The sequence below is a fragment of the Cupriavidus necator genome (assembly GCF_040578825.1).
GTDB lineage: Bacteria > Pseudomonadota > Gammaproteobacteria > Burkholderiales > Burkholderiaceae > Cupriavidus > Cupriavidus necator_E.
Genome location: NZ_JBEFLI010000021.1, coordinates 43482 through 69802 on the forward strand (window position 1 = coordinate 43482; position 26321 = coordinate 69802).

Here is a 26321-nt window from a genome sequence, read left to right on the forward strand (position 1 = left end):
CCCGGTGCATGCGAGCGCATGCCTGGGGGCGCATTGTGGTGTTGCCGAGACGTCGACCGGCTTGCTTCAAGATAGCACAGCGCTTGTGTTGCGGGCGGGGCGTTGCGATGCCTGGCGGACACTCAGGGGTCGCATTTTCCGGGCTTGCGTCCTAACCTGAATGTCGAATCGCCGAGCGCTGACCAACAAGCAACAAGAAGGGCTTTCGGGACAACGTGATCGGGTTTCGGACAGATCTCCGGGAGGCGCCGCGTATGTCCAGTCGATTCCTGTTCCGCCTGTTGGCGGCCGCCGCACTCGTTGCGGCCCCGTCGCTGTCGCTGTCGACCGCGGCGCCACCCAATGCCGAGGTCTACATCATCTGGCCGCACGACGGCACCGTCATCAGCGGCGGCAAGTTCTGGGTGCGCATGGGCCTGCGCAACATGGGCGTCTGCCCCAAGGGCGTGGAACTGCCGCGCTGCGGCCACCACCACCTGCTGGTCGACACCGAGCTGCCGCCGCTGGACAAGGAAATCCCGTCCGACAAGAACCACCTGCACTTCGGCGCGGGCGAGACCGATGCGCGCGTTGAATTGCCGCCCGGCAAGCACACGCTGCAATTGCTGATGGGCGATGCCAAGCACGTGCCGTTCGAGCCGCCGATCTATTCGAAGAAGATCACGATCACGGTGCGCTAGCGGCACAGCGCGCGTTGCGCGGTGCGACCAGCACACAGGGGAGAGCGCCATGTCCAGACTACTCGCCGCCGCTGCCTTCGCCGCCAGCCTGCTGCTGTCCGCAGCGGTCCAGGGCGGCTCGACGCCGGCGCCGCCCAACGCCTATCTCTATATCGGCTGGCCCAACGACGGGCAGACCATGCCCGCCGGCAAGCCGTTCAAGGTGTGGTTCGGGTTGCGCAACATGGGCGTGGCGCCCAAGGACATCAAGTATCCCAACACCGGCCACCATCACTTGCTGATCGATGTCGAGCTGCCGCCGATGGACAAGGAAATCCCCAACGACCGCAACCACCTGCATTTCGGCGCGGGCGAGACCGAGACCATGATCGAGCTGCCGCCCGGCAAGCACACGCTGCAATTGCTGATGGGCGACGACAAGCACATCCCGACCGACCCGCCGGTTTATTCGAAGCGCATCACGATCTACGTGAAGTGAGTCGGGCGTGGTTTATCACGGCGGCGCGCGAGCGCCGTTTTTTTTGACCTGCACGATGCCGACAGTGTCGTGCCGCAGCCAACATCAGCGCCGCATCTGTTGGTGGCGGCCCGCCACCGCCGCACGCGCCGCGGCTCAGTGAAAACCCGCGGCCAACGCTGCCGTTCAACGCAAAACCCCCGTGTTTACAGGCCTTTGCGCGATACCGGCGCACGCGGCCGCGCTGTTGGCACGCTCCCTGCAATATCTCAACCGAGCGCGACACCAACCCGATGCTCGAACCCAACCCAAGGCAACACCTTCCTCTACCGGAGATCATCATGACCACGCTGACCATCAAGGACCTGACCACCATCGACACCCTGGACCGCAAGGGCATGCTCGCCGTGCGCGGCGGCCGCCTGCTGCTGCCGTTCGCCGCCGTGTACCAGCCGATCAGCGTCGCGTTCGACTCGCGCCTGGACGCCACGCAGCAGATCGCGCAGATGCAGACCGTGACGAATATGAACGCCAATGGCTCGGCCTTCCTCGACCATGTCCGCTCGAATGTGAATACCAACCAGAACGCCAGCAACAATATCTATCGTTGAGAAGCTTGTTGAGATGGCGCCGCGCCGCGGGGGGCGTCCCCCGCGGCGCTTTTGTTGAGCCTCTCCGTTGATCCAATCCGTAGATTCCCTCCGTTGACCCCATGCAGATCGGGGTTGGAGCGCGCGCCCGCGCGCACCACAATACAGACAGACTTCGCGGCCGCCGGCACGCTTGCGTGTTGCCCACACACGCACCCGCCCGCCGCTGTCGCACGCAGGAAGACATCGTGCCCGCATCCCTCACCGCCCCGTCGAACCGCGCTGCATGGCTGACCGCACTGGCCGCCTGCGCCGCACTGCTGGCGGGCTGCGCCGATTTCCGCCCCCCGGTTTACCAGCGCCCCGAAACCCCGGCCAAGGCCGAATGGACACGCCAGGGCTCGATCACCGTGTCGCCGGCCGAAGCGGTGCAGCCCAACTGGTGGCAGGGCTTCAACGATCCCTACCTGAACAAGCTGATCGAGCAGGCGCTGGGCGGCAACTACGACATCAAGGTGCTGGCGGCGCGCATCCGCGTGGCCAACGCGCAGATCAGTGAAGCTCGTGCCCCCGGTTTGCCGGTGGTCGACATCGGCGCCGGCGCAAGCTTCGACAAGAGCACCGGGCAGAAGTCGACCACGACCTATAACGTCGGCACGCAGCTCAACTGGGACATCGATATCTGGGGCAAGGTGGAGAAGGGCGTGCAGGCGCAGACCGCCGAGTTCCGCGCCACCGAGGCCGACTGGCGCGCCGGCTACCTGACGCTGGTGTCCGGTGTATCGACCACTTACTTCCAGATCCTGCAGTTCGACGAGCAGATCGAGCAGCAGTCGGGCACCGTTGCGAAGAACGGACAGATCCTGACCACCTTCGAGGCGATGTACCAGAACGGGCTGGTCCCCAAGATCCGCGTGATGCAGCAGCAGGCGGAAATCAACCGCCTCAACAAGGACCTGATCGAGCTGCGCCGTTCTCGCGATGTGGCGGAAAACGCGCTGGCCACGCTGGTGGGCGTGCCGGCGGGCAACCTGAAGGTGCCGCCAGGCCGGCTGCAGGACCGCGTGCAACCGCCCGCGGTGCCCGCCGGACTGCCGTCGCAGTTGCTGGCGCGCCGCCCGGATGTAGTGGCCGCCGAATACCGCGTGCTGGCCGCCTACAACATCGTCGGCCAGGCGCGCCTGGCGCAATTGCCGAGCATCAGCCTGACCGCGCGCGGCGGCACCGCCAGCTTTGCGCTGAGCAGCCTGCTCAAGTCCTTCACGTTCGGCCTGATGCCCAGCATCAACCTGCCGATGCTCGACCCCGGCGTGCGGGCGCGCGTGAAGACCACCGAAGCGCAGGTGGGCGTGGCGGAAAACGAATATGGCCGCACCGTGATGACCGCGTTCGAAGAGGTGGAGACCGCACTGGTCAACGTCGATGCGCGCAAGAAGCAGCGCGTCGAGCTGCAGCAGCAGGTCGAGCAGCTGCGCGTGGTATCCGCGCAGATCGAGGCGCAACTGAAGGAAGGCGTGGTGTCGCAGCTCGAAGTGTTCGAAACCGAACGCTCGCTGCTGGCCGCGCAGTTGCAGTTGTTGGCGGTCCACCAACAGATCCTGGCCGACACCGTCACGTTGTACAAGGCGCTTGGCGGCGGCTGGCCCGACACGGAAGTGCGCAACGCGGCCTCGCAACCTGCGCAATAAGGCGCAATCAGTGAGGACAGCGGTGCCGGTCCCGCAGCAACGTGATGCCGGCGCACGCAACGCGTTGCGTACTGCGCGCGGTATCGCCGCGATAGCGCCGTGCTTGCCGTAACGAATGCGCCGCTGCAACGCCACTGTGCGTGTCGCGCAGCCGATTGACTAGCCTTAGCCGTCGCCTACTATGTTCTTACTCGCTTCACCCCGCCTGCCCGGCCGCCGTGGCCGCCGCGCTGTTGGCTTCCTGGAAACATGGCCCCTGACGAAGCACTGATCATGGAAATGCCGGTGAAAATGGCTAAGGGGTTTGCACGCGAGTTCGCTCACGACGCCGCGCAGGACTTCGATATATTCCTGACGCCCGTGTCGCGCCCGGAACTGGGCGAGATCCGCATCGACGAAGACCTGTTCGCGGTCGGCCGCACCGAGCTGCCGTTCGCCGCCTACCCTGAAGACCTCGCCGCGCCGCTGTCGCGCCGCCATGCCCGCATCTTTGCCGAGCATGGCGCGGTCTACGTGGCCGATCTCGGCAGCAAGAACGGCACGCGCGTGAATGGCGCCGCGGTGGCGCGCCAGCCGGCACGGCTGAGCGACGGCGACGAAGTGGCCTTCGGGCCGGCGTTGTCGTTCCGCGTCAGGCTGTCGCCGCGCGCGCCGCAGCCCGAGCCGCCGCGCGTGGCGCTGACGCTGGTGCCGGAGCGCGCCGATGTCGGGCTGCAGCCGATCCACGTGGACGGCTTCCCGTACCTCATCAGCAAGACCGACGATGCCTTCGCGCGCTACCGCGACAGCTATCCGCAGCAGGTCAATTACCTGTCGCGGCGACACGCGCATGTGTACCTGAAGGGCGGCGTGCCCTTTGTTGAAGACCTGGGCAGCACCAACGGCACCTTCGTCAACGGCAGGCGTCTCGCGGACCATGGCGTGCCGCTGGACGATGGCGACCTGATCGCGTTCGGCGGCAGCCATTTCGTCTACAAGGCGCAGGTCGAGCGCGCCGGCGATGCCGACGTCACCGCTACGCATTCGATGCTGCAGCCTGTCGCTCCCGCAACGGACGCGCTACCCGCAGCGACTGCGGCGACAGCGGCAACTGCGGCGCGCGACGATGACGACCGGACCACCTTCGTCGGCGCACCCGATTCCTTCCTCGACATCTTCTGCGTCGACTACGCCGGGCAGCAGGACGACGAGGTCAACGCCGATGCCGAGGCGCAGGCCGCCGCGGCGACCGCAGCCCATGAAGCCGCGCATCCCCGCCGCAAGCGCGGCCGCGCCGCGCTGCTGATGGCCGAAGCGGCCCGGTCGTTCGGACTGAAGGATGCCGCACGCACGCGGCGCGCGGCGCGATGGGGCGGTGCGTTGCTGCTGGTCGCGATCGTGGCGGGCGCGGCGGTCTACTGGCGCGGCGCACCGGAGCGCGAGGTGCAGGCACGGTATGACGCCGGCGACCACGCGCGCGCGGCACAGGCCGCCGGCGAATACCTGGCGCGCTATCCAGATGATGCCCGGATGCAGAGCATCGGCACCGAATCGCTGCTGCGCGCCTACGTGCCCGATTGGGCAGCAAAACTGAGGGCCGGCGATTTCAGCGGCGCCGACGCTGCGCTCGCCCGGATGCGCCAGCTCAGCGAGCACAACGCCGACGCGCGCCCGCTGGTGGCCGAGCTCGACTGGATCGGCCGGCTCGAGCGCTTCACTGCGCGGCGCGGCGCCGACACGCCGATCCGCCTCTATACCGACGAGACGCCCATCCGCCAGCTACTGGCGCACTGGAACCAGGACACCGCCGCGCACCAGCGCGCGCTCGGCCGCATTGCGGGCGATGTGCCGGCATTCCGCGAGCTGTATGCCGATTCGCTCAGCGATGTGCGCCGACTGCAGAACGATGCTTCGGTCTACCTGGCGGCGATCGAGCGGCTCGACGCCACCATTGCCACCGAACTGGGCCGCGACCGCCCCGAGGCGCTGCAGCCGGTCATCGCCGAATACCGCGACAAATACCCGCGCCTGGCCGGCCTCGATCGCATCCAGGCCGACCTGGACCGCTACACCGCGCTGATGCAGGCCCTGCGCGCGCGCCGGCCCGGGCAGGTGGTGACACGGCTGGCCGACAGCCGCTTTGCCACGCCGCCGTTCCAGGCCCAGTTCGGCAAGCTGGCCGCGCGCCTGCCGCCGCCGGAAGTGGCGCGCCAGTACGCCAGCGCCGCCAGCGCATGGCAGCAGGGCGACAGCGCCACCGCGCTGGCAGCGCTGAAGCGGATCGGGGCGGGCCCGTGGGCCGACGACGTGGCGCGCGACCTGGCGCACAAGCAGAAGGTGGCGGCGCAGTATGCCGAGCTGCAGTCCGCGCGTGGCGGCAAGGGCTACGAGGATCGGCTGCTGGGGTTCTACGCGATGCTCGATGCCGATGAGGACCGCTACTTCGCCAAGGCCGTCGAGGCCGACGTCAACAGCGTGCGCGACAGCGCGCTGCGGCGCGCGCGCGAGCTGATGAGCAGTGCCGTCGCCGCGTGGAAGCAGTACCGCAGCAACGGCGTGATCGGCAGCGAGCAGCGGCTGGAGCCGGGAATCTCGGCGAAATTCCGCGCGCAGGCGCGGCTGCTGTCGCAGGCACAGGAAGACGCGCGCCAGGGCATGCGCATCTTCACGCAGTTGCGCGCGGGCGAGAGCGCCGACCTGGCGCAACTCGCGAAGGTCGAGGAAGAAATCCGCGCCGAGGCCGACCAGCAGCGGCACGCACTGAGAGAGTTGCGTACCGTGCTCGATCCCGCGGTGCTCAAGACCAAGCTGGAGCTGATCGGCGGCGAGGACACCGGCAAGGCGCCCGCGTCGCAGCCAGGCGCGGCCGCGGCGTCACAGCAAGCGGGGCAGCCATGAAGGACGATGCCCGCGAAGGCGGACTGAAGCCGCTGGCCGAGGCGCTGGAGGACCACAGCGCCGAAGGCATCGGCCTGCTGAGCGCCGAGCCGTCGCGGCTGGGCCTGCTGACGATCGTGACCACCTTTGCGCTGGTGCTGTGCGGGCTGGTGTGGTCCTTCGTCGGGCATGCCGATGTCATCGTCACCGCGCAGGGCGCGCTGGCACCCGAGTCCGAGGTGCGGCGCTTCTATGCGCCGGTGGACGGCGAACTGGCGGACCTCTATGTCGCCGAAGGGCAGCCCGTGTCCAAGGATGACGTGCTGGCGCGGCTGAACGCGCGCGGCGCGATCGAGGCCGCCGCGAATGCGCTGGAAGCGCAGCTCAAGCTGGAAGACTCCGAGCGTGAATGGAAGCAGTTCCCGGAGAAGAAGGGTCTGATGGAGCGCAGGGCCGCGGCGCTCAAGCAGCAGATCGACGTGGCCACGCGCCAGCATGAGAACCGCCTGGCCGAAGGTACCACCAAGCTGGCCGAGCAGCAGCGCGCGCAGTTGCAGGAAGCGCGCAGCAACCTGGAAAACGCGCGGCGCGCGCGCGAGTTCGCGCGGCAGGAACAGGATCGCTATGCGCGCCTGCTGGCGTTGCCGGGCGGCGGCGGGGTGTCGCAGTCGCAGGTCGATGCCAAGCGCGCCGCGGCGCAGGACGCCGAAAACAATCTACGCGTGGCGCAGTCGCGTCTGTCCGAGCTGGATGCGCGGCTGGGCCGCGAACTGACGCAGGCCAGCGCCGAGCTGGAAAGCAGCGGCCAGGACCTGGCCGGGCTGCGCGTGCAGTACGACGCGGCGCTGCGCGAGATCGCCAGCACCGAGGACAAGCTGCGCCTGCAGGTGCAGACCGCGCGGCTGGTGGCCGATGCCGCGGCGCGGATCCGCTTCGAGAATATCGACAAGGACAACTTCCTGCTGATCCTGGCGCCGGTGTCGGGCGTGATCACCGACGTTACCTCCACCCAGCGCGGCGACAAGGTGCAGGCCAATACGCCGCTGGGCGGCATCGCGCCCAAGGACGCGCGCCCGGTGGTGAAGATCGTCATCGCCGAGCGCGACCGCGCCTTCCTGCGCGAGGGCCTGCCGGTCAAGCTCAAGTTCAACGCGTTCCCGTACCAGCGCTACGGGATCATCGACGGCACGCTGGAATTCATCTCGCCCGCGACCAAGCCCGGGCCTGACAAGCAGCCGGTCTACGAGGGCCGCGTGCGGCTGGCGCGCGACTACTACGCAGTGGCCGACACGAAGTATCCGTTGCGCTACGGCATGACCGCCACGGCGGAGATCGTGGTGCGCGAACGCCGCCTGATCGACCTGGGGCTTGACCCCTTCCGTGAGGTGGCCGGGTAGTGTGGCCGGGTAGTGCAGCCGGAGGGAAACATTAGAACAGCAGCCTTCCTGCGCATTGCAGGGGGATCGTCAAAGGAGCCGACAACATGACTGGCATTGTCCGTATCGACGACGAGGTGCTCGGCGTCGAGGAATTCGTGCGGCTGCTCAAGCTGACCGGGCAGTTCGAGGGCCTGGTCGAGCAGATGGTGCGCGACAAGCTGACCGTGCACGCCGCCAAGCGGCAGGGCATGGTCATCACGCCCGAGGAAATCCAGGAGCGCGCCGACCAGTTCCGCCGTGTGCAGGGGCTGCACCGCGCGGCCGACATGAATCACTACCTGGATGCGCTGAACGTCAGCCTGGACGAGTTCGAGGCCTTTATCACCGACAACCTGTACCAGGAGCGGATGTTGGCGCAGGTGTGCAGCGACGAGGCGGTGCAGGAATACTTTGCGCTCAACTCGCCGCGCTTTGACAGCATCGAGGTCAGCCATATCGTGGTTGACAGCGAGGGCAAGGCCAGGGAGCTGATCTCCTACCTGCAGGACGATCCCGAAGCGTTCGCCGAGATGGCGCGCGAGCATTCCATCGCCGACACGCGCGAGCGCGGTGGCGAGATCGGCAAGGTGCTGCGCGGGTCGCTCAAGACTGATATCGAGGCCAAGGTCTTCAACGCCGAGCCGGGCGACCTGCTGGGGCCGTTTCCGGCGGCGGACCGCTCGTTCTTCGAAGTCTTCCTGGTGCGCGACAAGCATCCGGCCACGCTCGACAGCGACGTGGCGGTGGAAGTGCGCCGGCTGCTGCGCGAGGACTGGCTGATGGCCAGGGCGCAGGAACATGTCATCGAAGCCCGCTAGCGAGGCCGGCGAGCCCGCTGCGCCTGCCGCGCCGGAAAAACCGGAAGCGGCTTCGGCGCTGGCCGCTTTCCTGGCCAACGTCGAGATCCTGTCGGTGCTGACGCCGGAGGAGCTGTCGCGGCTGGCCGAAGCCGCGCAGGTGCTGACCTTCGGCTTCGGCGACACGGTCTGCAATGCGGGCGAGGCGGCGCCCGGCCTGTTTATCGTCAAGTCCGGCTCTGTGCGTGTGTTTAACGAGGAGCACGGCAAGGAAATCAGCATGGGCGTGCGCAAGACCGGCGAAGTCTTTGCGGATATCGCCTTGCTGCGCGAGTACCGGCACGAATCGTCGGTACGCGCCTCGGGCAAGACCGAGCTGCTGATGATCCCGCGCAGTGCGGGCGAGCCGGTGGTGGCCGGCAATCCGGCCGCGCTCGCATTCATCACCAGCTATGTCGCGATCAGCTCGGCCGGCGGCTTTGTCGCCCGGCTGTTTGACCTGCGCGGCAAGCTCGACAAGCAGGAGCTGGAAGACGCGGTGCGCAGCGTGGGCGTCAAGCGCGTCGCGGCCGGCAAGGAGATCCTGAAGCAGGACGGGCGCGAGGACCGGCGCCTGTACGTGGTGCGTCAGGGCACGGTGCGCATCGTGCGCAGCGAGGAGGGCAGCGAATATCCGCTCGCCACGCTGGGCCAGGGCGATATCTTTGGCGAGCGCGCCTGTGTGATGCGCCAGGAGCAGCTTGCCTCGGCCATCGCCGAGACCGACGTGCGCCTGCTGGTGATCCCCGAGAAAACGGTGCAGCTCATCCTTGAGCGCAACCCGCGCCTGCGCGAGGTGGTGGAGGAGCGCATCCGCGCGCTCGACCGCGAGCTGCATCGGCAAAAGAAGCTGGCCGAGCGGCGCAGGCGTCCGGTGCTGCTGGACCTGCATTCCAAACCGGAGCTCGGCGAAAAGCTGATCCGCCGCTTCGCGCTGGTGGAGCAGGCCGAGGAGATGGATTGCGGCGCCGCCTGTCTGGCGATGATCTGCCGGCACTACGGCATCCCGATGACGCTGGGCAAGCTGCGCGAGCTGGCCAACGTGACCACGCAGGGCGCCACGCTCGACAGCCTGGCGCGGGCCGGCGAATCGCTCGGCTTCACCACGCGCGGGGTCCAGTGCACGCGCGACTCGCTGATGGGGTTCGAGCTGCCGTTCATCGTGCACTGGGAGGGCTACCACTACGTGGTGGTGTACGGCATCTCGTCGCGCTGGGTGTGGGTGGCCGATCCCGCCATCGGCTTCCGCAAGATGAGCGCGGAAGAGTTCGAGCGCGGCTGGAGCGGTACCTGCCTGCTGTTCTCGCCGGGCGAGAGCATGACGCAGTTGTCGGTGTCGCGCTCGCCGTGGCTGCGGTTTATCGGCTACCTGGCACCGTACAAGAAGATCCTCGCGCACCTGTTCCTGGCGACCTTCGTGATCCAGATGCTGGGCGTGGTGCCGCCGCTGATCATCCAGAACATCCTGGATGGGGTGGTGGTGCACCAGAACGTGGGCCTGCTGCACCTGCTGATCGCCGGGCTGATCATCTCCAGCGTGTTCTCGCAGCTGATGTCGACGATCCGCGCGTATCTCGCCAACTTCATGGTGCGCAACATGGACTTCGCCATGATGTCGCATTTCTTCAAGCACACGCTGTCGCTGCCGCTGTCGTTCTTCGCCAAGCGCAAGACCGGCGACATCTTCGCGCGCTTCCAGGAAAACCAGACCATCCGCGCCTTCCTGACGGAGTCGACGGTGACCACGGCGCTGAACCTGCTGATGGTGTTTATCTATTTCACCATCATGTTCCTCTACAACGTCAAGCTGACGCTGTTGCTGATCGCCTTCGTGATCCCGATCGCGGCGCTGACGGTGGTGGTGACGCCGAAGGTCAAGACCTATGCCCGCGAGGTGTTCGCCGCCTCGACCGACGCCAAGTCCTACCTGATGGAAACGCTCGGCGGCGCCGAGACCGTCAAGGGCATGGGCATCGAGCGCCCGGTGCGGCTGCGCTGGGAGCGCAAATACGCCAAGGCGCTGGAGGTGCAGTACAAGGCCCAGGCCTTTCATATCCTGGTGGGGCTGATGAGCCAGCTGCTTAACGCCGCCACCACCATCGCGGTGCTGTGGGTGGGCGCGACGCTGGTGCTGGAGCGCGAGCTGACCATCGGCCAGCTGATCGCCTTCAACGCCTTCATGGGCAGCGTGCTGGCGCCGCTGATGGGGCTGGTGGCGCTGTGGGGCCAGCTAAACGATGCCGGCGTGGCGATGGAGCGGCTCGGCGACGTGCTCGACCTGGAGCCCGAGCAGAAGCCGCAGGACGTGCTGTCTCGCGTGATGCTGCCCGACCTGCAGGGCGAGATCGTGATGAAGGACCTGTACTTCCGCTATGGCGGCGAAGACACGCCCTACGTGCTGGAGAACATCAGCTTCGCCATCCGCCCGGGCGAGATGGTGGCGATCGTCGGGCGCAGCGGCTCGGGCAAGACCACGCTGGCCAAGCTGCTGGTGGGCTTCTACAAGCCGACCGAGGGCTCGATGACGGTGGACGGGTACGACCTCAACGTGATCGACGCGGCGTTCTACCGCGCGCAGGTGGGCTACGTGATGCAGTCCAACCTGCTGTTCTCCGGCACCATCGCCGAGAACATCGCCTGCGGCGACGACAGTCCCGACCGCCGCCGCATCGAGGAAGTGGCGCGCATGGCCGACGCGCATCCCTTTATCAGCAAGCTGCCGCTGGGCTACGAGCAGGTGGTGGGCGAGCGCGGCATCGGGCTCTCCGGCGGGCAGATCCAGCGGCTGTGCATTGCCCGCGCCCTGTACCACGACCCGCGGCTGCTGGTGTTCGACGAAGCCACCTCGGCGCTCGATACGCAGTCGGAGAGCAATATCCTGGCGAACATGCAGGAGATCCTGCGCGGGCGCACCGCGGTCATCATCGCCCACCGGCTCAGCACCATCATGCAGGCCGACAAGATCCTGGTGCTGTATGAAGGCGCCATCGTCGAGCAGGGCCGGCATGAGGAGCTGCTGGCGCGCAAGGGCATGTATTTCCAACTGGTGCAGAAGCAACTGAGCTCAGCATGAAGCTATACAACCAGGGTGCCACCCCCGCCTCGGTCACGTCCCCGGTGTCGTTCGCGGGGCTGATCGAGAAGATCGAGATCCTGCGCTCGACGTTGCGCTGGGCGTCGCGGCTCGACCGTCCCGAGATCGAGAAGCTGCTCAAGCAGACCACCACGCTGCGCGACGAGGTGATGGGGCTGTCGCACAAAGAGCGCTTCGTGCAGGCGGCCTCGGCGGCCGAGGCGGCGCCGCCGCAGGCAGAAGTCGAACGCATGCCGCGCGAGCGCCGCCAGGCATTGCTGGAGCGCAGCTTTATTTTCGAAGGGACGTTTGGCGACAACCCCAGGCTGCTGGAAGCGCTGGAGATCGCCGAGAAAGCCGCGCCGACCGACCTGCCGGTGCTGATCGACGGCGAGAGCGGCACCGGCAAGGAGCTGATGGCGAAGGTGATCCACGCCAACGGCGCGCGCACCGACAAGCCGTTTATCTCGGTCAACTGCGGCGCGATCCCCGACAGCCTGCTCGAATCCGAGCTGTTCGGCCACAAGAAGGGTGCCTTCACCGGTGCCAGCAACGATCGGCGCGGCAAGTTCGAGAGCGCGCATACCGGCACCATCTTCCTGGACGAGATCGGCGAGTTGCCGCTGCCGGGACAGGTCAAGCTGCTGCGCGTGCTGGAAGCGCACGAGATCCAGCGGGTGGGCTCGGACGAGGCGATCTCGGTCGATGCGCGCATCGTCGCGGCCACCAACAAGGACCTGCGCCGCATGAGCCAGGAAGGCACCTTCCGCGAAGACCTGTTCTACCGGCTGAGCGTGATCCACGTCAGCCTGCCGGCGCTGCGCGAGCGGCGCGACGAGATCCCGCTGCTGGTGTCGTACTTCGGTGACGAGGCCGCGGGCATGCTCAAGCGGCGCCCGCTCAAGCTGACGCCGCGGCTGCGCGACTTCCTGCTGCACTACGACTACCCGGGCAATATCCGCGAGCTGCGCAACCTGATGTACCGGTTGTCATGCCTGGCGGCCGATACCGCCGACCTTGCGCACCTGCCGCAGGACATCCGGCCCAAGCCGGCGGCGCTGGCGGTGGTCGGCGGCGGCAGTGCGAGCGCCGACATCACCATGGCGACCTCGCTCAGCGAAGCCAAGCGCGCGGCCAGCGACGAGGCCGAGCGCGCGTTTCTCGAACGGGGCCTGCAGGAAGTCGGCGGCACCGTCGCCGAACTGGCGCGGCGCTTCGACATGAACCGCTCGCACCTGCAGATGCTGCTGAAGAAGCACGGCATCCACTCGAAGGACTTCCGCGCCAACCGGCAGGCGGAAGGGGGCAAGGGGTAGGGCGGCTGCGCCGGCTAAGTGTCGAGTTCGGGATTGACCAGCGTCTTGTCGGAGCCGTAGCGATCGGCGGCGCGGATCACCACCACCGACACGTTGTCCTTGCCGCCGGCATCGAGCGCCATCTGCAGCAGCGTCTGCGCGGCCTGTGCCACGTCATGCTGCGCCAGCACCGCGGCGATATCGTCATCGTCGACTTCATTGCTCAGGCCGTCGCTGCACAGCAGGAACACATCGCCATCGGCGACCTCCGTCAGCAACTGCTCCGGCGCCAGCGTCGCGGCCGCCCCGACCGCGCGCGTGATGGTGTTCTGCGCGGGATGATGACGCGCCTGTTCCGGCGTGATCAGCCCGCGCGCCAGCAGGCGCTCCACCTGGTTGTGGTCGCGCGTCAGCCGCGCCAGCTCGCCGCCGCGCAGGCGGTACAGCCGGCTGTCGCCCGCCCACAGGCAGGCGCAGCGGCGGTCCCCCGCCAGCAGCACCACCACGGTACTGCCGATGCAGCGCACGCCCAGCCGCGCGGCTTCTTCCACCAGCGCCAGGTTCACCCCCTGCATCGCCGCGCGGGTCGCGTCAAGCCGGTCCTCGAGGCGCGGCTGCGGCGGCAGCGAGGCGAGCGCCTGCACCACCGCCTGGCTGGCGAAGTCGCCCACGGCATGGCCGCCCATGCCATCGGCCACCGCCCATAGCTGGTGCCCGGGCAGGTCCAGGCATGCGTCCTCGTTGCGCTCGCGCACGCGCCCGACGTCCGTGCACGCCGCCGAGGTCCACTGGAAATGCGAGTCGAAAACCAAGCTTGCCTCCGGTCCGCGTAAAGCCCCGATGATGCCAGGGCGTCGCCACGCCGGCTGGCGATCAGATCAGCCTGCCGTCGTTCCTCGCGCCCTGGTCGCCCTGGACTTGGATATTGGCGTTGGGCGCGTTGTTGCGGATATCGATGTTCTGGAACTGGTTGTTCATCTGATCAGCATAGAAGCTGTAGTTGATCTCGTAAAAGTTGATCACCATGCCGGCCGGTTGCGGCGACGACGGCACGAAGGGGCGGATCCACCCGAATACCCACTGCCCGCCGGCGCCGCGCACATGGGCCATGGCGGCAGGAGCAAGTTCGCGGCAGGCGGCGAGGTCGTTGATTGCGAGGGTGGCCATGGTTGGTCTCCGTAAAGGCGGCGGGCGCCGGGGGGCGGTAGCGGTATAAAGCAAGGGGTATGCCATCGACCGGGGCGATTGACGGCTTTGGCCGGAAAGCGCCGGCTGGCTTGGCCTGCGGGGCGGGGTGGCTCCGAAGCGCGCGTTGCCGCCACGCCCTCTGCGTTGGTTGGGTGCCAACACTCTCGTCGGCGCCTGTCGGCATCCGACCGTCACCAGCGCCCGGCCACGCCGCAGCGGCTGCGCTATGGCGAACGGTGGCAGCCAGCCAACAGATCAGTACTGGCGGAGTTGGCTGCAACCCGACAGTCCGTTGCTACTGGATCCTCCCGATATCCCGCAAGCCCTTGTTCCACCGTGCATACCGGTCATTGGCATGGTTGATGCAGTGTGCCCTGCCACGAAGCAGCAGTGCGTGCATCCACCAAACAGACCGAGATCCGCCATGAACCGCCGACAACAATGCGAAGACGATGAATGCCTTGCCGACACCCTGCCGCTCGGCGCACACCTCGTCACCGAGCGCCACGGCTACGTCCACCATGGCATTTACGCCGGCGCCGGCCGCGTCATCCACTACGCCGGCTTCGCCCGCTCACTGCATGCCGCCCCGGTCGAAGAAACCTCACTCCATGCCTTCGCCGCCGGCTGCGGCATCGCCGTCAAGCCGGAACCCTGCGCCCGCTTCGCCGGCCCGCAAGCCGTCGCCCGTGCCCGCTCCCGGCTCGGTGAGAACGCCTACCACCTGCTGACCAACAATTGTGAGCACTTCTGCTCATGGTGCCTGTCCGGCGAAAGCCGCAGCGAGCAGGTGGAAGCCTGCCTGCGCCACCCGCGCGCCGCGCTGCAGACCGCCTGGCAGTTGATCGGCGCCGTGCTGCAAGGTGAACTCGGCGGTCTCACGCTGGGCCTGCGCGCTGCCTGAACCCGCTGCTACAACCGTTACCCACTGCCAGGAGCCTGCCATGTCCGGACTGATCGATTGGGAACTGCGCTGCAACCTGCGCGGCCAAGCCTGCCACCGCAGTTGCACCACCGCCGCCAACCGCGCCCGCGTCCGGCAACGGCCGGCGCGCCGTGCGCTGCGCCGTACCGGCCAGCCCGCGCGCCTGCCATCTTCGGGCCGTGTTGCCGGGTGGCGCCGCCGGGACTGACCCACCGCGCCGGCGAGCCGGTCGAGTGCGGATTTTGATATACTTCGGCCCGTCTCCAGGATCACCGCGCCTGCGGCCCGATCCTGTCAGTCCTGTCCCTCGCCGTAGTTCAATGGATAGAACGAGCGCCTCCTAAGCGCTAGATACAGGTTCGATTCCTGTCGGCGGGACCACTGCATAGTTCGCGGCGGTTCTCCAGAGCTCCCTTTTTTCTCACCTGAACCTTGTCACGCAGCGCTGTCTGGCAGCGAAGCATGCAAGGACAGCATCAGATTACTGATTCTGGCTGGGGGGAAATACGCCATTGCCTTCGTCCGACCATTTTCGGAAACCGCGTTGATATCGCGGCGGCCGGCCACTATGTCTTCAAGAAGACAGGTCAGGTCCTCCAGGGTGCGGTAGACGAACAGGTCCTCGCCGACGGAGAAATTGGTCTCCAACAGTTCATTCGGCGATGCAATCACCGCAGCTCCGGTGCTGAAGGCCGCCAGCGCGCGCTCGTGAAAGCCGCTGTGGTGGGGGAGAGGGCAGAGGATGCTCTTGGATCTTGCCATCGTTTCGATAAGTTCGGGAAACGTCCTGCCATCCATGCATCGCAGTCTGCTGTTTGCCGAAGGCGCCTCGACTTTGCGGTCTGAGATGACGGTGACCGGAAGGTGCTGGATCGCGTAGACGAGCTGCTGGCGTCGGGAGAACTTGACGAAGTCCAGGATGGTAGTCACAAGAAAGCGCAGATCGGGATCGTCGAAGTGGATTGCCAGGCCGGCCTCCGAAAGCGCCCGCATGGTCTCGGAAAGCGGGTCGCAGTCCAGCCGATCGACCGCTTTCTCCGTGACCGCGTGAAAGATCTCTTGCAGGATGCGTTGGCGGAAGTTGCGCGGTTTCGAGAATCGGTCGGTGACAAGCGAGGGACTGGTCAGCCCCACGGGCAACAGAATCTCGATGTCTCGCGATGAAATCGGCCGGGCGATGTCGGGGGCAAAGCCAGGGAACGTGATGCTTGGTACAAAGTACACATGCCGTATGCCCAGCATCCTGGCGATATGCGCATACGAGTGGTCCGTGATCAGCAGGGTCCTGAAGTCGCCAGTGGACGCGTGCTGATGGGACATGGACTCATGCACCGGGCAATCGTGCATCAGGTCGAACAGCCGCTTGTTGTAACAGGAGAATAGCGAGCGCAGGTCGCCGGGTCCGGCATTGAGCAGCAGCTCCGAACCAAAGCCGTTGTAGCAAATAAAAAACAGGCAATTCGGGTCGAGCGCCGCTTCCGTTACGTGGCGAGGGGTGGCGATATAGTCAATGGTGCGCGTACCGATATTCCTGGCGGCGAAGGATTTCGATAATTCCGTGGTGAAGACGTGATTGTGCTGGTGTCGATCGATAGCCTGGTTCGTGAGGAAGGCTACATACTTCTGCAATTCTGTTGTCATCGCGAGTGTGGCTGGAATTAGTTGAGCGCCTGTTGCAGGCGGGCAGTCACGCGGTTGACCAGCTTCCGGGCGCCACGCATGGGTGCGGACCGCAACGCGCGCAGGAATGCGACTTCGATACGTCCTTGCGCATGCAGATGGGGGTGGGCCGGTACTGCAAGGGGCGCTGGTGGATTGGCAAGTTGCTTTATCAGCCGCCGGTTTTCCGCGACCACGCTCTCAAATCCGCTGGCAAGCGTCTGGTATTCACCGAGCAAATTATCGTGGCGCCGTTCCGCGTCCAGGTGGTTGCCGGTTGCCTGTCTTAGTTTCTCGGTCAGCTCGGCGAACAGCGAAACATCCATATCGCTTTTCCGGGAAGGCGGCCGGATGACAAGTTGTTCCTCTTTGAGGAGTTCGCTGGTGATCAGCTCGCAGCGTTTCCACAGCTGCTGGTCTTTGTCGAACACCTCCAGGAATCGTCGCCAGTTGGCGTAGGCGAGCGCGTACAGTTTGTCGGTGTCCGCCAGTAGCCGCGCCAGTTTTGCGACGGTTTTCTCCGTGTCGTAATCGAGCAGGACGATGTCGGCGTCGTCCGTAAAGGCGACATTCATGTGCAGCGGGTCACTGATGCAGTTGAGCACGCCGCTGAATCCGGCTTCCATGCAGGCGCCCGTTGGAAAGCCGTCGAATGCGCCGGTGCCGCTCTCGTTGGCGGGGCGGTTCACGGACAGAATCATGTCCATCCGTGGGTAGAATTCCCGAAAGAAGGTGTTCGGCTGCTTGCCGTGAAACGTGATGCGATCGGAAATGCCGGTCAGGGGTAGCTGGTCAGGTGTGTAGTCCCCTACGACGTGAAGGCGCAGGTCCGGGAACATGGGTGCGAGCGCCTGTCCTGCGGCGATAAACTGGTCGTAGCCCTTCTTCCGGACATCGTTGCCATAGCGATGTGCAACAAAGCAGATGTCAAGCGTGTCCTTGTCGCGCCCGTAGAGTTTCTTGTCGCGATAGAAATCGAACCCGTTCCCGGTTTCGTAAACCCCGCCGTAAATGAATTCGAACTTTTCCTCTGGAGCCCCGGTTTTCTCCAGGGCATAGGATTTCGACAGGTTCTGCGAAACGATGACTTTCCGGCACAACGGCGAATTCACGACGCGGCAAAGCCTTTCATCCGCGGCCTCGGTGTGCAGATCAAAACCGCCTCCCGGATAGAGTTGCAGGATAAAGGGAATCCTTCTCTCTTCCAGAAAGGGGAGCAACTGGTCGGCGTTATTCAGGAAAGTGATGTAGGCAAGCTTCGGTACGACATTGGGGAACTCGTCGAACCGCAACACCCGCGATTTCGCTTCTGCCGGCAAGCTGCTGCGGCTCAGTTGGGTAGGGAAGTCGAGATTGGAGAAGCCGGAGTGCCAGCCTTCGGTGGTAACAAGGAGGGAGGATTTGAAATGCCGCAGATAGTGCGAGTATTCCAGCAGCCTGAAGGTCGAGAAGTCGCAGGGGAGCATCTCGTCGAGGATCAGCAGGTCGCAGTACTTTGCGTTATTCGCTTCGTGTTGTTGCATACATGGGCCCGGTTGTTGTTGTGGCGGTTCGTCCACTGGCGCGGATCTGGCGCCGCGGCTGCAACGATGAACAATGTATAAAGAATGTTACCGTAGACACTGTTCCGATACTTTCTGCGGGCTCGGGTTCACCCGCCGCACGCCGGGCCTGCGGTCTTCCGCCCGTCCGGACATGGCGCGTAACATGTCGCCACGGGGGAACGAAGGCGTTCCCTGGTCAGCGCAGGATTGGCAGTGGAGAAAGCAATGGATCTCCAAGGGTTCACGTATTACCGCGACCACTGGTTTGAAGCCTCGGCAATGTCCGAGGGCGCCGGAGGCCCATGGCATGGAGAGGTGACGATCTGCGCGAAAGCGGCAGACGGGGCGCCGCTCAAAGTCTTCGATCACCAGGTGGTGCCTGGCGAGTTCTTCAGTGAAGGCGAGGCGTGGCAGCACGCCACGGAATGGGCCAGGCAGCAGATCGATGCGCGCTCTGGCTAGCCCACACCACTGAGGTTCACGCCGCGCTGCGCTCGGCGATCAGTACATTCGCAGGAATCTTCAGCTCACGGTGTAGCCGCCGGATCATGGCCAGGCTCAGCGCGCGCTTGCCGTTGAGCACTTCATAGACGCGGTTCAGGTTGCCCAGGTAAGGTTGCATGTCGCGTGGGGTGAGGCCAGCTTGCTCCATGCGGAAGCGGATCGCGGCGATCGGATCGGGCAAGTCCAGCGGGAAGTGCTCGGCTTCGTAGCGCTCGACCAGCATGGAGAGGATCTCCAGCCTGTCTCCCTCCGGCGTGTCGGGCGCAGGGTCGGCATCCACCAGGACAGACACGGCGGCCCGCGCTTCCTTGTAGTCGGCTTCGGTGTGCAGGGGACGGATATCCATGGTGATCACTCCATTTCCACAGTCGCGGCATCGATGCGCTCATAGTCGGGAAGGCGATTTCGTCCACTGCCGAGCACACCCAGCCTCAATGCGCGCTGGTCTTCGAAAACAGCTGAATTACCGCCACGCCGGCAATAATCAGACCAATCCCAAGACACGCGGCCAGGTCCGGAACCTGGCGGTACAGCACCACGGCGATCAGCGACACCAGCACGATCCCGGCCCCGCTCCAGATCGCATAGGCAATCCCCACCGGCACTGTCCGCATCACCAGCATCAGCAAATAGAAGGCCGCTACATAGCCGGTCACGACCAGCACGCTGGGCACCAGCCGCGTAAACCCCTGTGAGGCTTTCAGGCTGCTGGTGGCGATGACTTCAGCGACGATGGCGAGGGCGAGGAGCAGGTATCCGTTCATTGGTTGCGCAGAAGTGGTGGGCCGGATGGGCCAAAGCCGGCATCTTAGCGTCGCCGGCATGTTGCGCCAAAGCCTCGTCCCTCCGTTGCGGTGGTTGTGCGTAGCGGCAAGGGGGGGTGAATGGCGCCATAACGAAAGCACAGGCGCCTGACCAGGCAGTCGCGCTATTGAGCCCGACCAGCCGGCACAAACTTCACGATGCCGGCGGCGGGCCAGGGGCAAGGGGAGCGGTATGCATCACAAGGGCACTGACGGCACCGCCGTCTGGTCGTCATCGTAGTCAGGGGACACGGAGCCGGAGCCGGAACCGAACCCTTGGCAGGACACCATCGCCGCGGCGGACCATGCACTGGAAGAAGCCGCGCGGATCCAGCGCGGCGTGCAGCACAACCTGAAGCTGATGCAGGAGGTGCGGGCGCTGCGCGAGGATTTGCGCAAGGCGCATGCGGAAATCGACCGCTACCGGGGCATGCATGCGCGGGTGGTGGTCGGCATGCGCCAGCTAGAAGACGACCACACCGCGGCGATGAGCCGGCTGCAGGCGGACAACGAGATGCTGCTGGTGCGGCATAAGGTGTACAAGCTGATGGCCGAGCATTACGCGCGTGTGGCGCTGCGGCTGGAGCCGGACATGTTTGCCGCGCACCGCGACCGCGTGCTGCAGCACGTGCTGTTCCAGCGCCGCAAGGGTGTGCCGCCGGACGATATCAGCGCCGCGGACGTGGCTTTGCTGATGCTGTAGCAGCCGCCAGGCCAGCACTGGCAACTGGCTGCGCACGCCCCCGCGTTCAGTCTGCTCGGCAAGCAGCGGCGGCAGGCACGCACGGTTGACGGTGGTTTCCCTTACGGACTTGTCCGACTGGAGCGGGCCGCGGCGCATTGTTATTCTGGGGCCGTGCCTTGCGAGCAGGGCACCGAGGAGAGACTCTTGGGCCCGCATTGCGCGGGCCCTTCTTTTTGCGCGCCCGCCTTTGGCTTGTTCCCGCGTCGTCTACAATGCGGGCTGCCGTGCCTGGCCAGTTTCGGCTGCCCGCACATCCCCGTCATTGCACTCGTCGCGCCCGTCGCTTTCGTCGTCCTTTTCCCATGGCCCTGTTTTCCATTACCGACGCCCAGCTTGCCTTCGGGCACGTGGCCCTGCTCGATCACACCGATTTCTCGCTGGAAGCCGGCGAGCGTGTCGGGCTGATCGGGCGCAACGGCTCGGGCAAGTCCTCGCTGCTGAAGATCGTGGCCGGGCTGATGGCGCCGGACGACGGGCTGATCGCGCGCCAGAGCGGCGTGACCACCGCCTACGTGCCGCAGGAGCCGCAGTTCGAGCCGGGCATCACCGTGTTCGACGCGGTCTCGCAGGGCATGGGCGATGCCCACGACTTGCTGGTGCGCTACGAAGCCGCCGCCGACCGCGTGGCCGCCAACCACGACGACGAAGCCGCGCTGGCCGAGTTGCACCGGCTGCAGTCCGAGCTCGACGCCACCGGCGCCTGGCAGCTGCGCACGCGCGTGGAAACCACGCTGGCGCGGCTGGGACTGGATTCGCACACACGCGTCGACGCGCTGTCCGGCGGCCTGCAGAAGCGCGTCGCGCTGGCGCAGGCGCTGGTGGCCGAGCCCGATATCCTGTTGCTGGACGAACCGACCAACCACCTCGACGTCAAAGCGATCCGCTGGCTGGAAGACCTGCTGCTGGGCTTTCGCGGCAGCGTGCTGCTGATCACCCACGACCGCGCCTTCCTGGACCGCGTGGCCACGCGTATCGTCGAACTCGACCGCGGCCGGCTGGTGTCCTTCCCCGGCAACTTCGCCGCCTTCCAGGCGCGCAAGGAAGAGATGCTGGCCGCCGAGCAGGTCGAACAGGGCAAGTTCGACAAGCTGCTGGCGCAGGAAGAGGTGTGGATCCGCAAGGGCGTGGAGGCGCGCCGCACGCGCAGCGTGTCGCGTATCCAGCGGCTGGTGGCGATGCGCAACGAGCGCGCCGCGCGCCGTGAAGTCCAGGGCAACGTCAGGCTGGAGGTGTCGCAGGCCGACCGCTCCGGCAAGATCGTGTCGGAGCTGACCGACGTCAGCAAGGCCTACGGCGACAAGGTGGTGGTGCGCGACTTCACCGCCACCATCATGCGCGGCGACAAGGTGGGCCTGATCGGCCCAAACGGCGCCGGCAAGACCACGCTGCTGCGGCTGATCCTGGGCGAACTGCCGCCCGACAGCGGCACGGTGCGCAATGGCAGCAACCTGCAGGTGGCGTACTTCGACCAGATGCGCACCGCGCTGGACCTGGAGCGCTCGCTGGCCGACACCATCAGCCCGGGCAGCGACTGGGTCGAGGTCAACGGCCAGCGCAAGCATGTGATGAGCTACCTGGGCGACTTCCTGTTCGCGCCGGAGCGCGCGCGTTCGCCGGTCAAGTCGCTGTCAGGCGGCGAGCGCAACCGGCTGCTGCTGGCGCGCCTGTTCGCGCGGCCGGCCAATGTGCTGGTGCTGGACGAGCCCACCAACGATCTCGACATCGACACGCTGGAGCTGCTGGAAGAACTGCTGCAGGACTACAGCGGCACGGTGTTCCTGGTATCGCACGACCGCGCCTTCCTGGACAACGTGGTGACCTCGACCATCGCGGCGGAAGGCGATGGTGTGTGGCGCGAATCGGTGGGCGGGTATTCCGACTGGGTCGAGCAGTCGGCCCGCAGCGCCGCGCTGCAGGCCGCGCGCAAGCCGGAGCAGAAGGCGGCAGAGCCGGTAAAGGGCAAGGATTCGCGCGAGGCGCGCGGCGCCAATCGTACGGTCAAGCTGTCGTACAAGGAGCAGCGCGAACTGGATGGACTGCCGGAGCGCATTGCGGCGCTGGAAACGGAGCAGAAGACGATCTCGGCGCAGCTGGAGGACGGCTCGCTCTATGTCAGCGATGCGGCCAGGGCCGCGTTGCTGGCGACGCGGCATGACGAGATCGAGATGGAACTGCTGGAGGCGCTGGAACGGTGGGAGGTGCTGGAGGCGAAGTCGAAGGGGGAGGGGGTGTGAGGATGTCCGCGGGTGCCTGAGAGCATCTGAGGGCGTCTCGCCCGCTGCGGGTTGGCTCCCCTCTCCCGCGCTTGCGAGAGGAAGTACACAGTCAGCCAGGCCAAGACGTGTCAGGTGTGAAGCTCACCCACACCAGGCCAGCACCATATTCGTCAGATCCACCACAAACCCCGGCCGCAGATACCCCACGAACCCAAGCGCCAGCACCCCGGCCAGCACCGCCAGCCCGGCTGCCTTCGCCACGCGCGCCTGGGTCGTGCTCATCACGCCGCCGCCGGCTGCGCGCGCACCAGCGCCTGCTCGCGGATCGGCAGGTTGACCAGCGCTGCCATCAGGCCCAGTGCGATCGCGATCATCCACACCGTGTTGTAGCCGCCGGTGCGGTCATAGAGGTAGCCGCCCAGCCAGGCGCCGAGGAAGCTGCCGATCTGGTGCGAGAAGAACACCACGCCCGACAGCATCGACAGGTATTTCACCCCGAACACCTGCGCGATGATGCCGTTGGTCAGCGGCACAGTGGACAGCCACAGGAAGCCCATGACCGCCGCGAACACCCAGGTGCTGGCCACCGTCAGCGGCAGCAGCAGGTAGGCGGCGATCACCACCGAGCGCGCCAGGTAGATAAACGCCAGCAGGTAGCGCTTGGGCAGGCGCTGGCCCATCGCGCCGGCGGTATAGGTGCCGAAGACATTGAACAGGCCGATCAGCGCCAGCGCCACCACGGCCACCTTGGGGTCGGTCAGGCCCTGGTCCTTCAGGTACGGCGCCAGGTGCACGCCGATAAACACCACCTGGAAGCCGCACACGAAGTAGCCCAGCGTCAGCAGCTGGAAATTGCGGTTGCCGAAGGCTTCATGCACGGCCTGGCCGATGGTCTGGTGGTGGCCGCCGCTGTGGCCCGCCTCGCGCGGCTCGCGCAGGGTCAGGGCCATCGGCAGCATCACGCAGGCCATCAGCGCCATCACGTACAGCGCGTTCTGCCAGCCCAGGCCGGAGATCAGCCCCTGTTCCACCGGGATCATCAGGAACTGCCCGAACGAGCCCGCCGCGGCGGCGATGCCCATCGCCCACACGCGCTTCTCTGGGCTGGCCACGCGGCCGATCACGCCGTAGACGATGCTGTAGGTGGTGCCGGACTGGGCGATGCCGATCATCACGCCGGCGCCGGTGGCAAAAGCGGTGCCGCTGGTGGCCAGCGCCATCACCACCAGGCCCGCCACGTACAGCGCGATGCCGATCAGCATGATGCGCAGCGCGCCGAACTTGTCGGCCAGCGCGCCGGCAAAGGGCTGGCTGGCGCCCCACATCAGGTTCTGCAGTGCCAGCGCGAAGGCGAAGGTCTCGCGGTTCCAGCCGTGGGCCTGCGTGATCGGCAGGTTGAACAGGCCGAAGCCGTGCCGGATGCCCATGGAAAGTGTGACGAGCAGGCCGCCGCACACCAGCACGGTGGTCAGGGAGAGTTGTCGGTTTTGCATTGTCTTGGCTCGGTGTGCGGCGGTCCCGCCGTGTGGTGCGGCGCCGACATGGATTGTCTGTGCTTGTTGTATTCCGTGCCGGGACGGCAATCAGGCTTGCCGGGGCCGGGTGGTGGCGAGTTTACTCCGGGTTGGAAAATCGCGTCCGGCAGTGCCCACATTGGCGGCGTCCCGGCAAAAAGTGGCGGTGGCCGGGCAAAGCGGCGCTGGCGCGGCTAACGGGGGCAGGCCCTTTTCAGCGGGATTGCCGCCGCCCGCTTCCATTACAATGCAGTGCCTGGTGCCCCGGCGCGTGCACAGTTGTGCGCCCCGCGGCAGCCGGGACCATCACTTTCGTAGCGACTCCATGGCGAGCAAAACCAGTCAGTACAGCGAATCTTCCATCCGGGTCCTGAAGGGCCTGGAACCGGTCAAGCAGCGCCCCGGCATGTACACCCGGACCGACAACCCCCTGCATATCGTGCAGGAGGTGATCGACAATGCCTCGGACGAGGCCCTCGGCGGCCATGGCTCCGAGATCCTGGTGACCTTGCACCGCGACGGCAGCGTCAGCGTGGAGGACGACGGCCGCGGCATTCCGGTGGGCATCCACCCGGAAGAAGGCGTGCCGGTGGTCGAGATCGTCTTTACCCGGCTGCACGCCGGCGGCAAGTTCGACAAGGGCAAGGGCGGCGCCTACGCGTTCTCGGGCGGCCTGCACGGCGTGGGCGTGTCGGTGACCAACGCGCTGTCGACCCAGCTCGACGTCACCGTGTGGCGCGACGGCATCTGCTCCACGCTGACCTTCTCCGGCGGTGACGTGACCGTGCCGCTGGCCTCGCGCAAGCTCGAGCGCGGCGAGAAGAAGAACGGCACGCGCGTACAGGTGTGGCCGGACGCCAAGTATTTCGATTCGGCCGCGATTCCGCAGGCCGAGCTGCAGCGGCTGCTGCGCAGCAAGGCCGTGCTGCTGCCCGGCGTCAAGGTGACGCTGGTGACCGAGAAGACCGGCGAGCGCCAGACCTGGCAGTACGACCAGGGCCTGAAGGGCTACCTGGTCGAGGCGCTGGCCCAGGGCAGCGGCGCCGAGCTGGTGATCCCGATGTTCGAAGGCGAGCACTTCGCCGATCCCGACGCCAATCCCGGCGAAGAAGGTTTTGCCGACGGCGAAGGTGCGTCGTGGGTGGTAGCCTGGACCGAAGACGGCGCGCCGGTGCGCGAGTCCTACGTCAACCTGATCCCCACGCCCGCCGGCGGCACGCATGAGTCCGGCCTGCGCGAAGGCCTGTTCCAGGCGGTCAAGAGCTTTATCGAGATGCACGCGCTGCAGCCCAAGGGCGTCAAGCTGATGAGCGAAGACGTGTTCGCGCGCGCTTCGTTCGTGCTGTCGGCCAAGGTGCTGGACCCGCAGTTCCAGGGCCAGATCAAGGAACGCCTGAACAGCCGCGACGCGGTGCGGCTGGTGTCCACCTTCAGCCGTCCGGCGCTGGAGCTGTGGCTCAACCACCATGTCGACTACGGCAAGAAGCTGGCCGAGCTGGTGATCCGCCAGGCCCAGGCACGCACGCGCGCGGCGCAGAAGGTCGAGAAGAAGAAGGGTTCCGGCGTGGCCGTGCTGCCCGGCAAGCTGACCGACTGCGAGTCCACCGACGTGACCCGCAACGAACTGTTCCTGGTCGAGGGCGACTCGGCCGGCGGCTCGGCCAAGATGGGCCGCGACAAGGAGTTCCAGGCCATCCTGCCGCTGCGCGGCAAGGTGCTCAATACCTGGGAAACCGAGCGCGACCGCCTGTTTGCCAACAACGAGGTGCACGATATCGCCGTGGCGATCGGCGTGGACCCGCACGGCGCCAACGACGATCCCGACCTGTCCAACCTGCGCTACGGCAAGATCTGCATCCTGTCCGACGCCGACGTGGACGGCGCGCATATCCAGGTGCTGCTGCTGACGCTGTTCTTCCGGCACTTCCCCAAGCTGATCGAGACCGGCAACGTCTGTGTGGCGCGGCCGCCGCTGTTCCGCGTCGATGCGCCCGCGCGCGGCAAGAAGCCGGCGCAGAAGCTGTACGCGCTGGACGAGGGCGAGCTCGAGGCTATCCAGGACAAGCTGCTCAAGGACGGCGTCAAGGAAAACTCGTGGCAGATTTCTCGCTTCAAGGGCCTGGGCGAAATGAGCGCCGAGCAGCTCTGGGAAACCACCATGAACCCCGACACGCGCCGCCTGCTGCCCGTGACGCTGGGCGAATACGACCTGCCGCAGACCGTCGAGATGATGAACATGCTGATGGGCAAGGGCGAGGCCGCGCAGCGCCGCAGCTGGCTGGAAGAGAAGGGCAACGAGGTCGAGGCCGATATCTGAGGCCGCGGCCACC

General features: G+C 66.2%; 23 protein-coding genes and 1 tRNA gene. 16 read left to right on the forward strand and 8 right to left on the reverse strand.

The window, feature by feature from the left end; translation table 11 throughout:
* Window positions 1-254: 254 nt before the first annotated feature.
* From AB1I47_RS12925 to AB1I47_RS12965, 9 genes are all read left to right on the forward strand, one after another.
* On the forward strand, window positions 255-680 hold the full coding sequence (locus AB1I47_RS12925; protein ID WP_354684152.1) for a DUF4399 domain-containing protein: 426 nt from the start codon (window positions 255-257) through the stop codon (window positions 678-680).
* A 49-nt stretch (window positions 681-729) separates the two neighbouring features.
* Window positions 730-1158 carry a DUF4399 domain-containing protein gene (locus AB1I47_RS12930; protein WP_354684153.1) on the forward strand — a complete coding sequence of 143 codons (429 nt, stop codon included), beginning with the start codon at window positions 730-732 and terminating at the stop codon, window positions 1156-1158.
* A gap of 320 nt (window positions 1159-1478) precedes the next feature.
* The gene (locus tag AB1I47_RS12935; RefSeq protein ID WP_354684154.1) at window positions 1479-1748 is read left to right on the forward strand and encodes a hypothetical protein; all 270 of its coding nucleotides are present in this window, start codon (window positions 1479-1481) and stop codon (window positions 1746-1748) included.
* Window positions 1749-1849: 101 nt separating this feature from the next.
* Window positions 1850-3415 (forward strand): efflux transporter outer membrane subunit, encoded by a 1566-nt coding sequence (locus tag AB1I47_RS12940; protein WP_407935830.1) that lies wholly within the window; start codon window positions 1850-1852, stop codon window positions 3413-3415.
* 249 nt (window positions 3416-3664) lie between these two features.
* Window positions 3665-6292, forward strand: a complete 2628-nt coding sequence (locus AB1I47_RS12945; protein ID WP_354684156.1) for an FHA domain-containing protein — start codon at window positions 3665-3667, stop codon at window positions 6290-6292.
* Window positions 6289-7668: a beta-barrel domain-containing protein gene (locus tag AB1I47_RS12950; protein ID WP_354684157.1), complete on the forward strand. Its 1380-nt coding sequence runs from the start codon at window positions 6289-6291 to the stop codon at window positions 7666-7668. Before AB1I47_RS12945 ends, AB1I47_RS12950 begins: the two co-directional genes overlap by 4 nt.
* 86 nt (window positions 7669-7754) lie before the next feature.
* Window positions 7755-8507, forward strand: a complete 753-nt coding sequence (locus AB1I47_RS12955; RefSeq protein ID WP_354684158.1) for a peptidylprolyl isomerase — start codon at window positions 7755-7757, stop codon at window positions 8505-8507.
* Window positions 8488-11598, forward strand: coding sequence for a peptidase domain-containing ABC transporter (locus AB1I47_RS12960; protein ID WP_354684159.1), 3111 nt, complete (start codon window positions 8488-8490; stop codon window positions 11596-11598). Before AB1I47_RS12955 ends, AB1I47_RS12960 begins: the two co-directional genes overlap by 20 nt.
* Complete coding sequence (locus AB1I47_RS12965) at window positions 11595-12914, forward strand: sigma-54 interaction domain-containing protein (protein WP_354684160.1); 1320 nt, start codon at window positions 11595-11597, stop codon at window positions 12912-12914. The genes AB1I47_RS12960 and AB1I47_RS12965 overlap by 4 nt, the downstream gene beginning before the upstream one ends.
* 14 nt (window positions 12915-12928) lie before the next feature.
* Here the strand turns inward: AB1I47_RS12965 and AB1I47_RS12970 are convergent, their stop codons facing one another.
* Together AB1I47_RS12970 and AB1I47_RS12975 are read right to left on the reverse strand one after the other, a co-directional pair.
* Window positions 12929-13705 (reverse strand): PP2C family protein-serine/threonine phosphatase, encoded by a 777-nt coding sequence (locus tag AB1I47_RS12970; RefSeq protein WP_354684161.1) that lies wholly within the window; start codon window positions 13703-13705, stop codon window positions 12929-12931.
* Window positions 13706-13766: 61 nt separating this feature from the next.
* Window positions 13767-14060 carry a hypothetical protein gene (locus AB1I47_RS12975; RefSeq protein WP_354684162.1) on the reverse strand — a complete coding sequence of 98 codons (294 nt, stop codon included), beginning with the start codon at window positions 14058-14060 and terminating at the stop codon, window positions 13767-13769.
* 445 nt (window positions 14061-14505) lie between these two features.
* Between AB1I47_RS12975 and AB1I47_RS12980 the strand changes: the two genes are divergently transcribed.
* From AB1I47_RS12980 to AB1I47_RS12990, 3 genes are all read left to right on the forward strand, one after another.
* Window positions 14506-14985, forward strand: coding sequence for a lecithin retinol acyltransferase family protein (locus AB1I47_RS12980; RefSeq protein WP_354684163.1), 480 nt, complete (start codon window positions 14506-14508; stop codon window positions 14983-14985).
* Between the two features lie 40 nt (window positions 14986-15025).
* On the forward strand, window positions 15026-15214 hold the full coding sequence (locus AB1I47_RS12985) for a hypothetical protein (RefSeq protein ID WP_354684164.1): 189 nt from the start codon (window positions 15026-15028) through the stop codon (window positions 15212-15214).
* A gap of 98 nt (window positions 15215-15312) precedes the next feature.
* A tRNA-Arg gene (locus AB1I47_RS12990) sits at window positions 15313-15387 on the forward strand.
* 54 nt (window positions 15388-15441) lie between these two features.
* On the opposite strand, the gene AB1I47_RS12995 is transcribed toward AB1I47_RS12990, so the two are convergent.
* Both AB1I47_RS12995 and AB1I47_RS13000 read right to left on the reverse strand, forming a co-directional pair.
* A complete protein-coding gene (locus AB1I47_RS12995) occupies window positions 15442-16647 on the reverse strand; it encodes a glycosyltransferase family protein (RefSeq protein ID WP_354684165.1) in 1206 nt (401 codons plus the stop codon).
* Window positions 16648-16664: 17 nt separating this feature from the next.
* Window positions 16665-18188 carry a glycosyltransferase family 4 protein gene (locus tag AB1I47_RS13000; RefSeq protein WP_354684166.1) on the reverse strand — a complete coding sequence of 508 codons (1524 nt, stop codon included), beginning with the start codon at window positions 18186-18188 and terminating at the stop codon, window positions 16665-16667.
* Window positions 18189-18434: 246 nt separating this feature from the next.
* Here AB1I47_RS13000 and AB1I47_RS13005 point away from each other — a divergent pair, with 246 nt between their 5' ends.
* The gene (locus tag AB1I47_RS13005) at window positions 18435-18671 is read left to right on the forward strand and encodes a hypothetical protein (RefSeq protein WP_354684167.1); all 237 of its coding nucleotides are present in this window, start codon (window positions 18435-18437) and stop codon (window positions 18669-18671) included.
* A 16-nt stretch (window positions 18672-18687) separates the two neighbouring features.
* Here AB1I47_RS13005 and AB1I47_RS13010 read toward each other — a convergent pair whose 3' ends face one another.
* Window positions 18688-19059 (reverse strand): helix-turn-helix domain-containing protein, encoded by a 372-nt coding sequence (locus tag AB1I47_RS13010; RefSeq protein ID WP_354684168.1) that lies wholly within the window; start codon window positions 19057-19059, stop codon window positions 18688-18690.
* A gap of 85 nt (window positions 19060-19144) precedes the next feature.
* Complete coding sequence (locus AB1I47_RS13015; protein WP_354684169.1) at window positions 19145-19477, reverse strand: DMT family transporter; 333 nt, start codon at window positions 19475-19477, stop codon at window positions 19145-19147.
* Between the two features lie 328 nt (window positions 19478-19805).
* Here AB1I47_RS13015 and AB1I47_RS13020 point away from each other — a divergent pair, with 328 nt between their 5' ends.
* Entirely contained in the window at window positions 19806-20219 is a 414-nt protein-coding gene (locus AB1I47_RS13020) for a hypothetical protein (RefSeq protein WP_354684194.1), read from the forward strand.
* 344 nt (window positions 20220-20563) lie between these two features.
* Window positions 20564-22495, forward strand: a complete 1932-nt coding sequence (locus tag AB1I47_RS13025; RefSeq protein ID WP_354684170.1) for an ATP-binding cassette domain-containing protein — start codon at window positions 20564-20566, stop codon at window positions 22493-22495.
* A gap of 123 nt (window positions 22496-22618) precedes the next feature.
* Here the strand turns inward: AB1I47_RS13025 and AB1I47_RS13030 are convergent, their stop codons facing one another.
* On the reverse strand, window positions 22619-22759 hold the full coding sequence (locus tag AB1I47_RS13030) for a hypothetical protein (RefSeq protein ID WP_354684171.1): 141 nt from the start codon (window positions 22757-22759) through the stop codon (window positions 22619-22621).
* Window positions 22759-23970 (reverse strand): MFS transporter, encoded by a 1212-nt coding sequence (locus tag AB1I47_RS13035; RefSeq protein ID WP_354684172.1) that lies wholly within the window; start codon window positions 23968-23970, stop codon window positions 22759-22761. Before AB1I47_RS13035 ends, AB1I47_RS13030 begins: the two co-directional genes overlap by 1 nt.
* A 346-nt stretch (window positions 23971-24316) precedes the next feature.
* Between AB1I47_RS13035 and AB1I47_RS13040 the strand changes: the two genes are divergently transcribed.
* Window positions 24317-26308, forward strand: coding sequence for a DNA topoisomerase IV subunit B (locus tag AB1I47_RS13040; RefSeq protein WP_354684173.1), 1992 nt, complete (start codon window positions 24317-24319; stop codon window positions 26306-26308).
* Window positions 26309-26321: the final 13 nt, after the last annotated feature.

Excerpts from the sequence above, each read along its gene's own strand:
- AB1I47_RS13035 (WP_354684172.1), bottom strand. The coding sequence starts at position 23,970 with ATGCAAAACCGACAACTCTCCCTGACCACCGTGCTGGTGTGCGGCGGC.
- AB1I47_RS13000 (WP_354684166.1), bottom strand. The coding sequence starts at position 18,188 with ATGCAACAACACGAAGCGAATAACGCAAAGTACTGCGACCTGCTGATC.
- AB1I47_RS12935 (WP_354684154.1), top strand. The coding sequence starts at position 1,479 with ATGACCACGCTGACCATCAAGGACCTGACCACCATCGACACCCTGGAC.
- AB1I47_RS12995 (WP_354684165.1), bottom strand. The coding sequence starts at position 16,647 with ATGACAACAGAATTGCAGAAGTATGTAGCCTTCCTCACGAACCAGGCT.
- AB1I47_RS12975 (WP_354684162.1), bottom strand. The coding sequence starts at position 14,060 with ATGGCCACCCTCGCAATCAACGACCTCGCCGCCTGCCGCGAACTTGCT.
- AB1I47_RS12960 (WP_354684159.1), top strand. The coding sequence starts at position 8,488 with ATGTCATCGAAGCCCGCTAGCGAGGCCGGCGAGCCCGCTGCGCCTGCC.
- AB1I47_RS12940 (WP_407935830.1), top strand. The coding sequence starts at position 1,850 with ATGCAGATCGGGGTTGGAGCGCGCGCCCGCGCGCACCACAATACAGAC.
- AB1I47_RS12985 (WP_354684164.1), top strand. The coding sequence starts at position 15,026 with ATGTCCGGACTGATCGATTGGGAACTGCGCTGCAACCTGCGCGGCCAA.
- AB1I47_RS12955 (WP_354684158.1), top strand. The coding sequence starts at position 7,755 with ATGACTGGCATTGTCCGTATCGACGACGAGGTGCTCGGCGTCGAGGAA.
- AB1I47_RS13010 (WP_354684168.1), bottom strand. The coding sequence starts at position 19,059 with ATGGATATCCGTCCCCTGCACACCGAAGCCGACTACAAGGAAGCGCGG.
- AB1I47_RS12965 (WP_354684160.1), top strand. The coding sequence starts at position 11,595 with ATGAAGCTATACAACCAGGGTGCCACCCCCGCCTCGGTCACGTCCCCG.
- AB1I47_RS13005 (WP_354684167.1), top strand. The coding sequence starts at position 18,435 with ATGGATCTCCAAGGGTTCACGTATTACCGCGACCACTGGTTTGAAGCC.
- AB1I47_RS12950 (WP_354684157.1), top strand. The coding sequence starts at position 6,289 with ATGAAGGACGATGCCCGCGAAGGCGGACTGAAGCCGCTGGCCGAGGCG.
- AB1I47_RS12930 (WP_354684153.1), top strand. The coding sequence starts at position 730 with ATGTCCAGACTACTCGCCGCCGCTGCCTTCGCCGCCAGCCTGCTGCTG.
- AB1I47_RS12980 (WP_354684163.1), top strand. The coding sequence starts at position 14,506 with ATGAACCGCCGACAACAATGCGAAGACGATGAATGCCTTGCCGACACC.
- AB1I47_RS13025 (WP_354684170.1), top strand. The coding sequence starts at position 20,564 with ATGGCCCTGTTTTCCATTACCGACGCCCAGCTTGCCTTCGGGCACGTG.
- AB1I47_RS13015 (WP_354684169.1), bottom strand. The coding sequence starts at position 19,477 with ATGAACGGATACCTGCTCCTCGCCCTCGCCATCGTCGCTGAAGTCATC.
- AB1I47_RS13040 (WP_354684173.1), top strand. The coding sequence starts at position 24,317 with ATGGCGAGCAAAACCAGTCAGTACAGCGAATCTTCCATCCGGGTCCTG.
- AB1I47_RS13030 (WP_354684171.1), bottom strand. The coding sequence starts at position 22,759 with ATGAGCACGACCCAGGCGCGCGTGGCGAAGGCAGCCGGGCTGGCGGTG.
- AB1I47_RS12925 (WP_354684152.1), top strand. The coding sequence starts at position 255 with ATGTCCAGTCGATTCCTGTTCCGCCTGTTGGCGGCCGCCGCACTCGTT.
- AB1I47_RS12945 (WP_354684156.1), top strand. The coding sequence starts at position 3,665 with ATGGCCCCTGACGAAGCACTGATCATGGAAATGCCGGTGAAAATGGCT.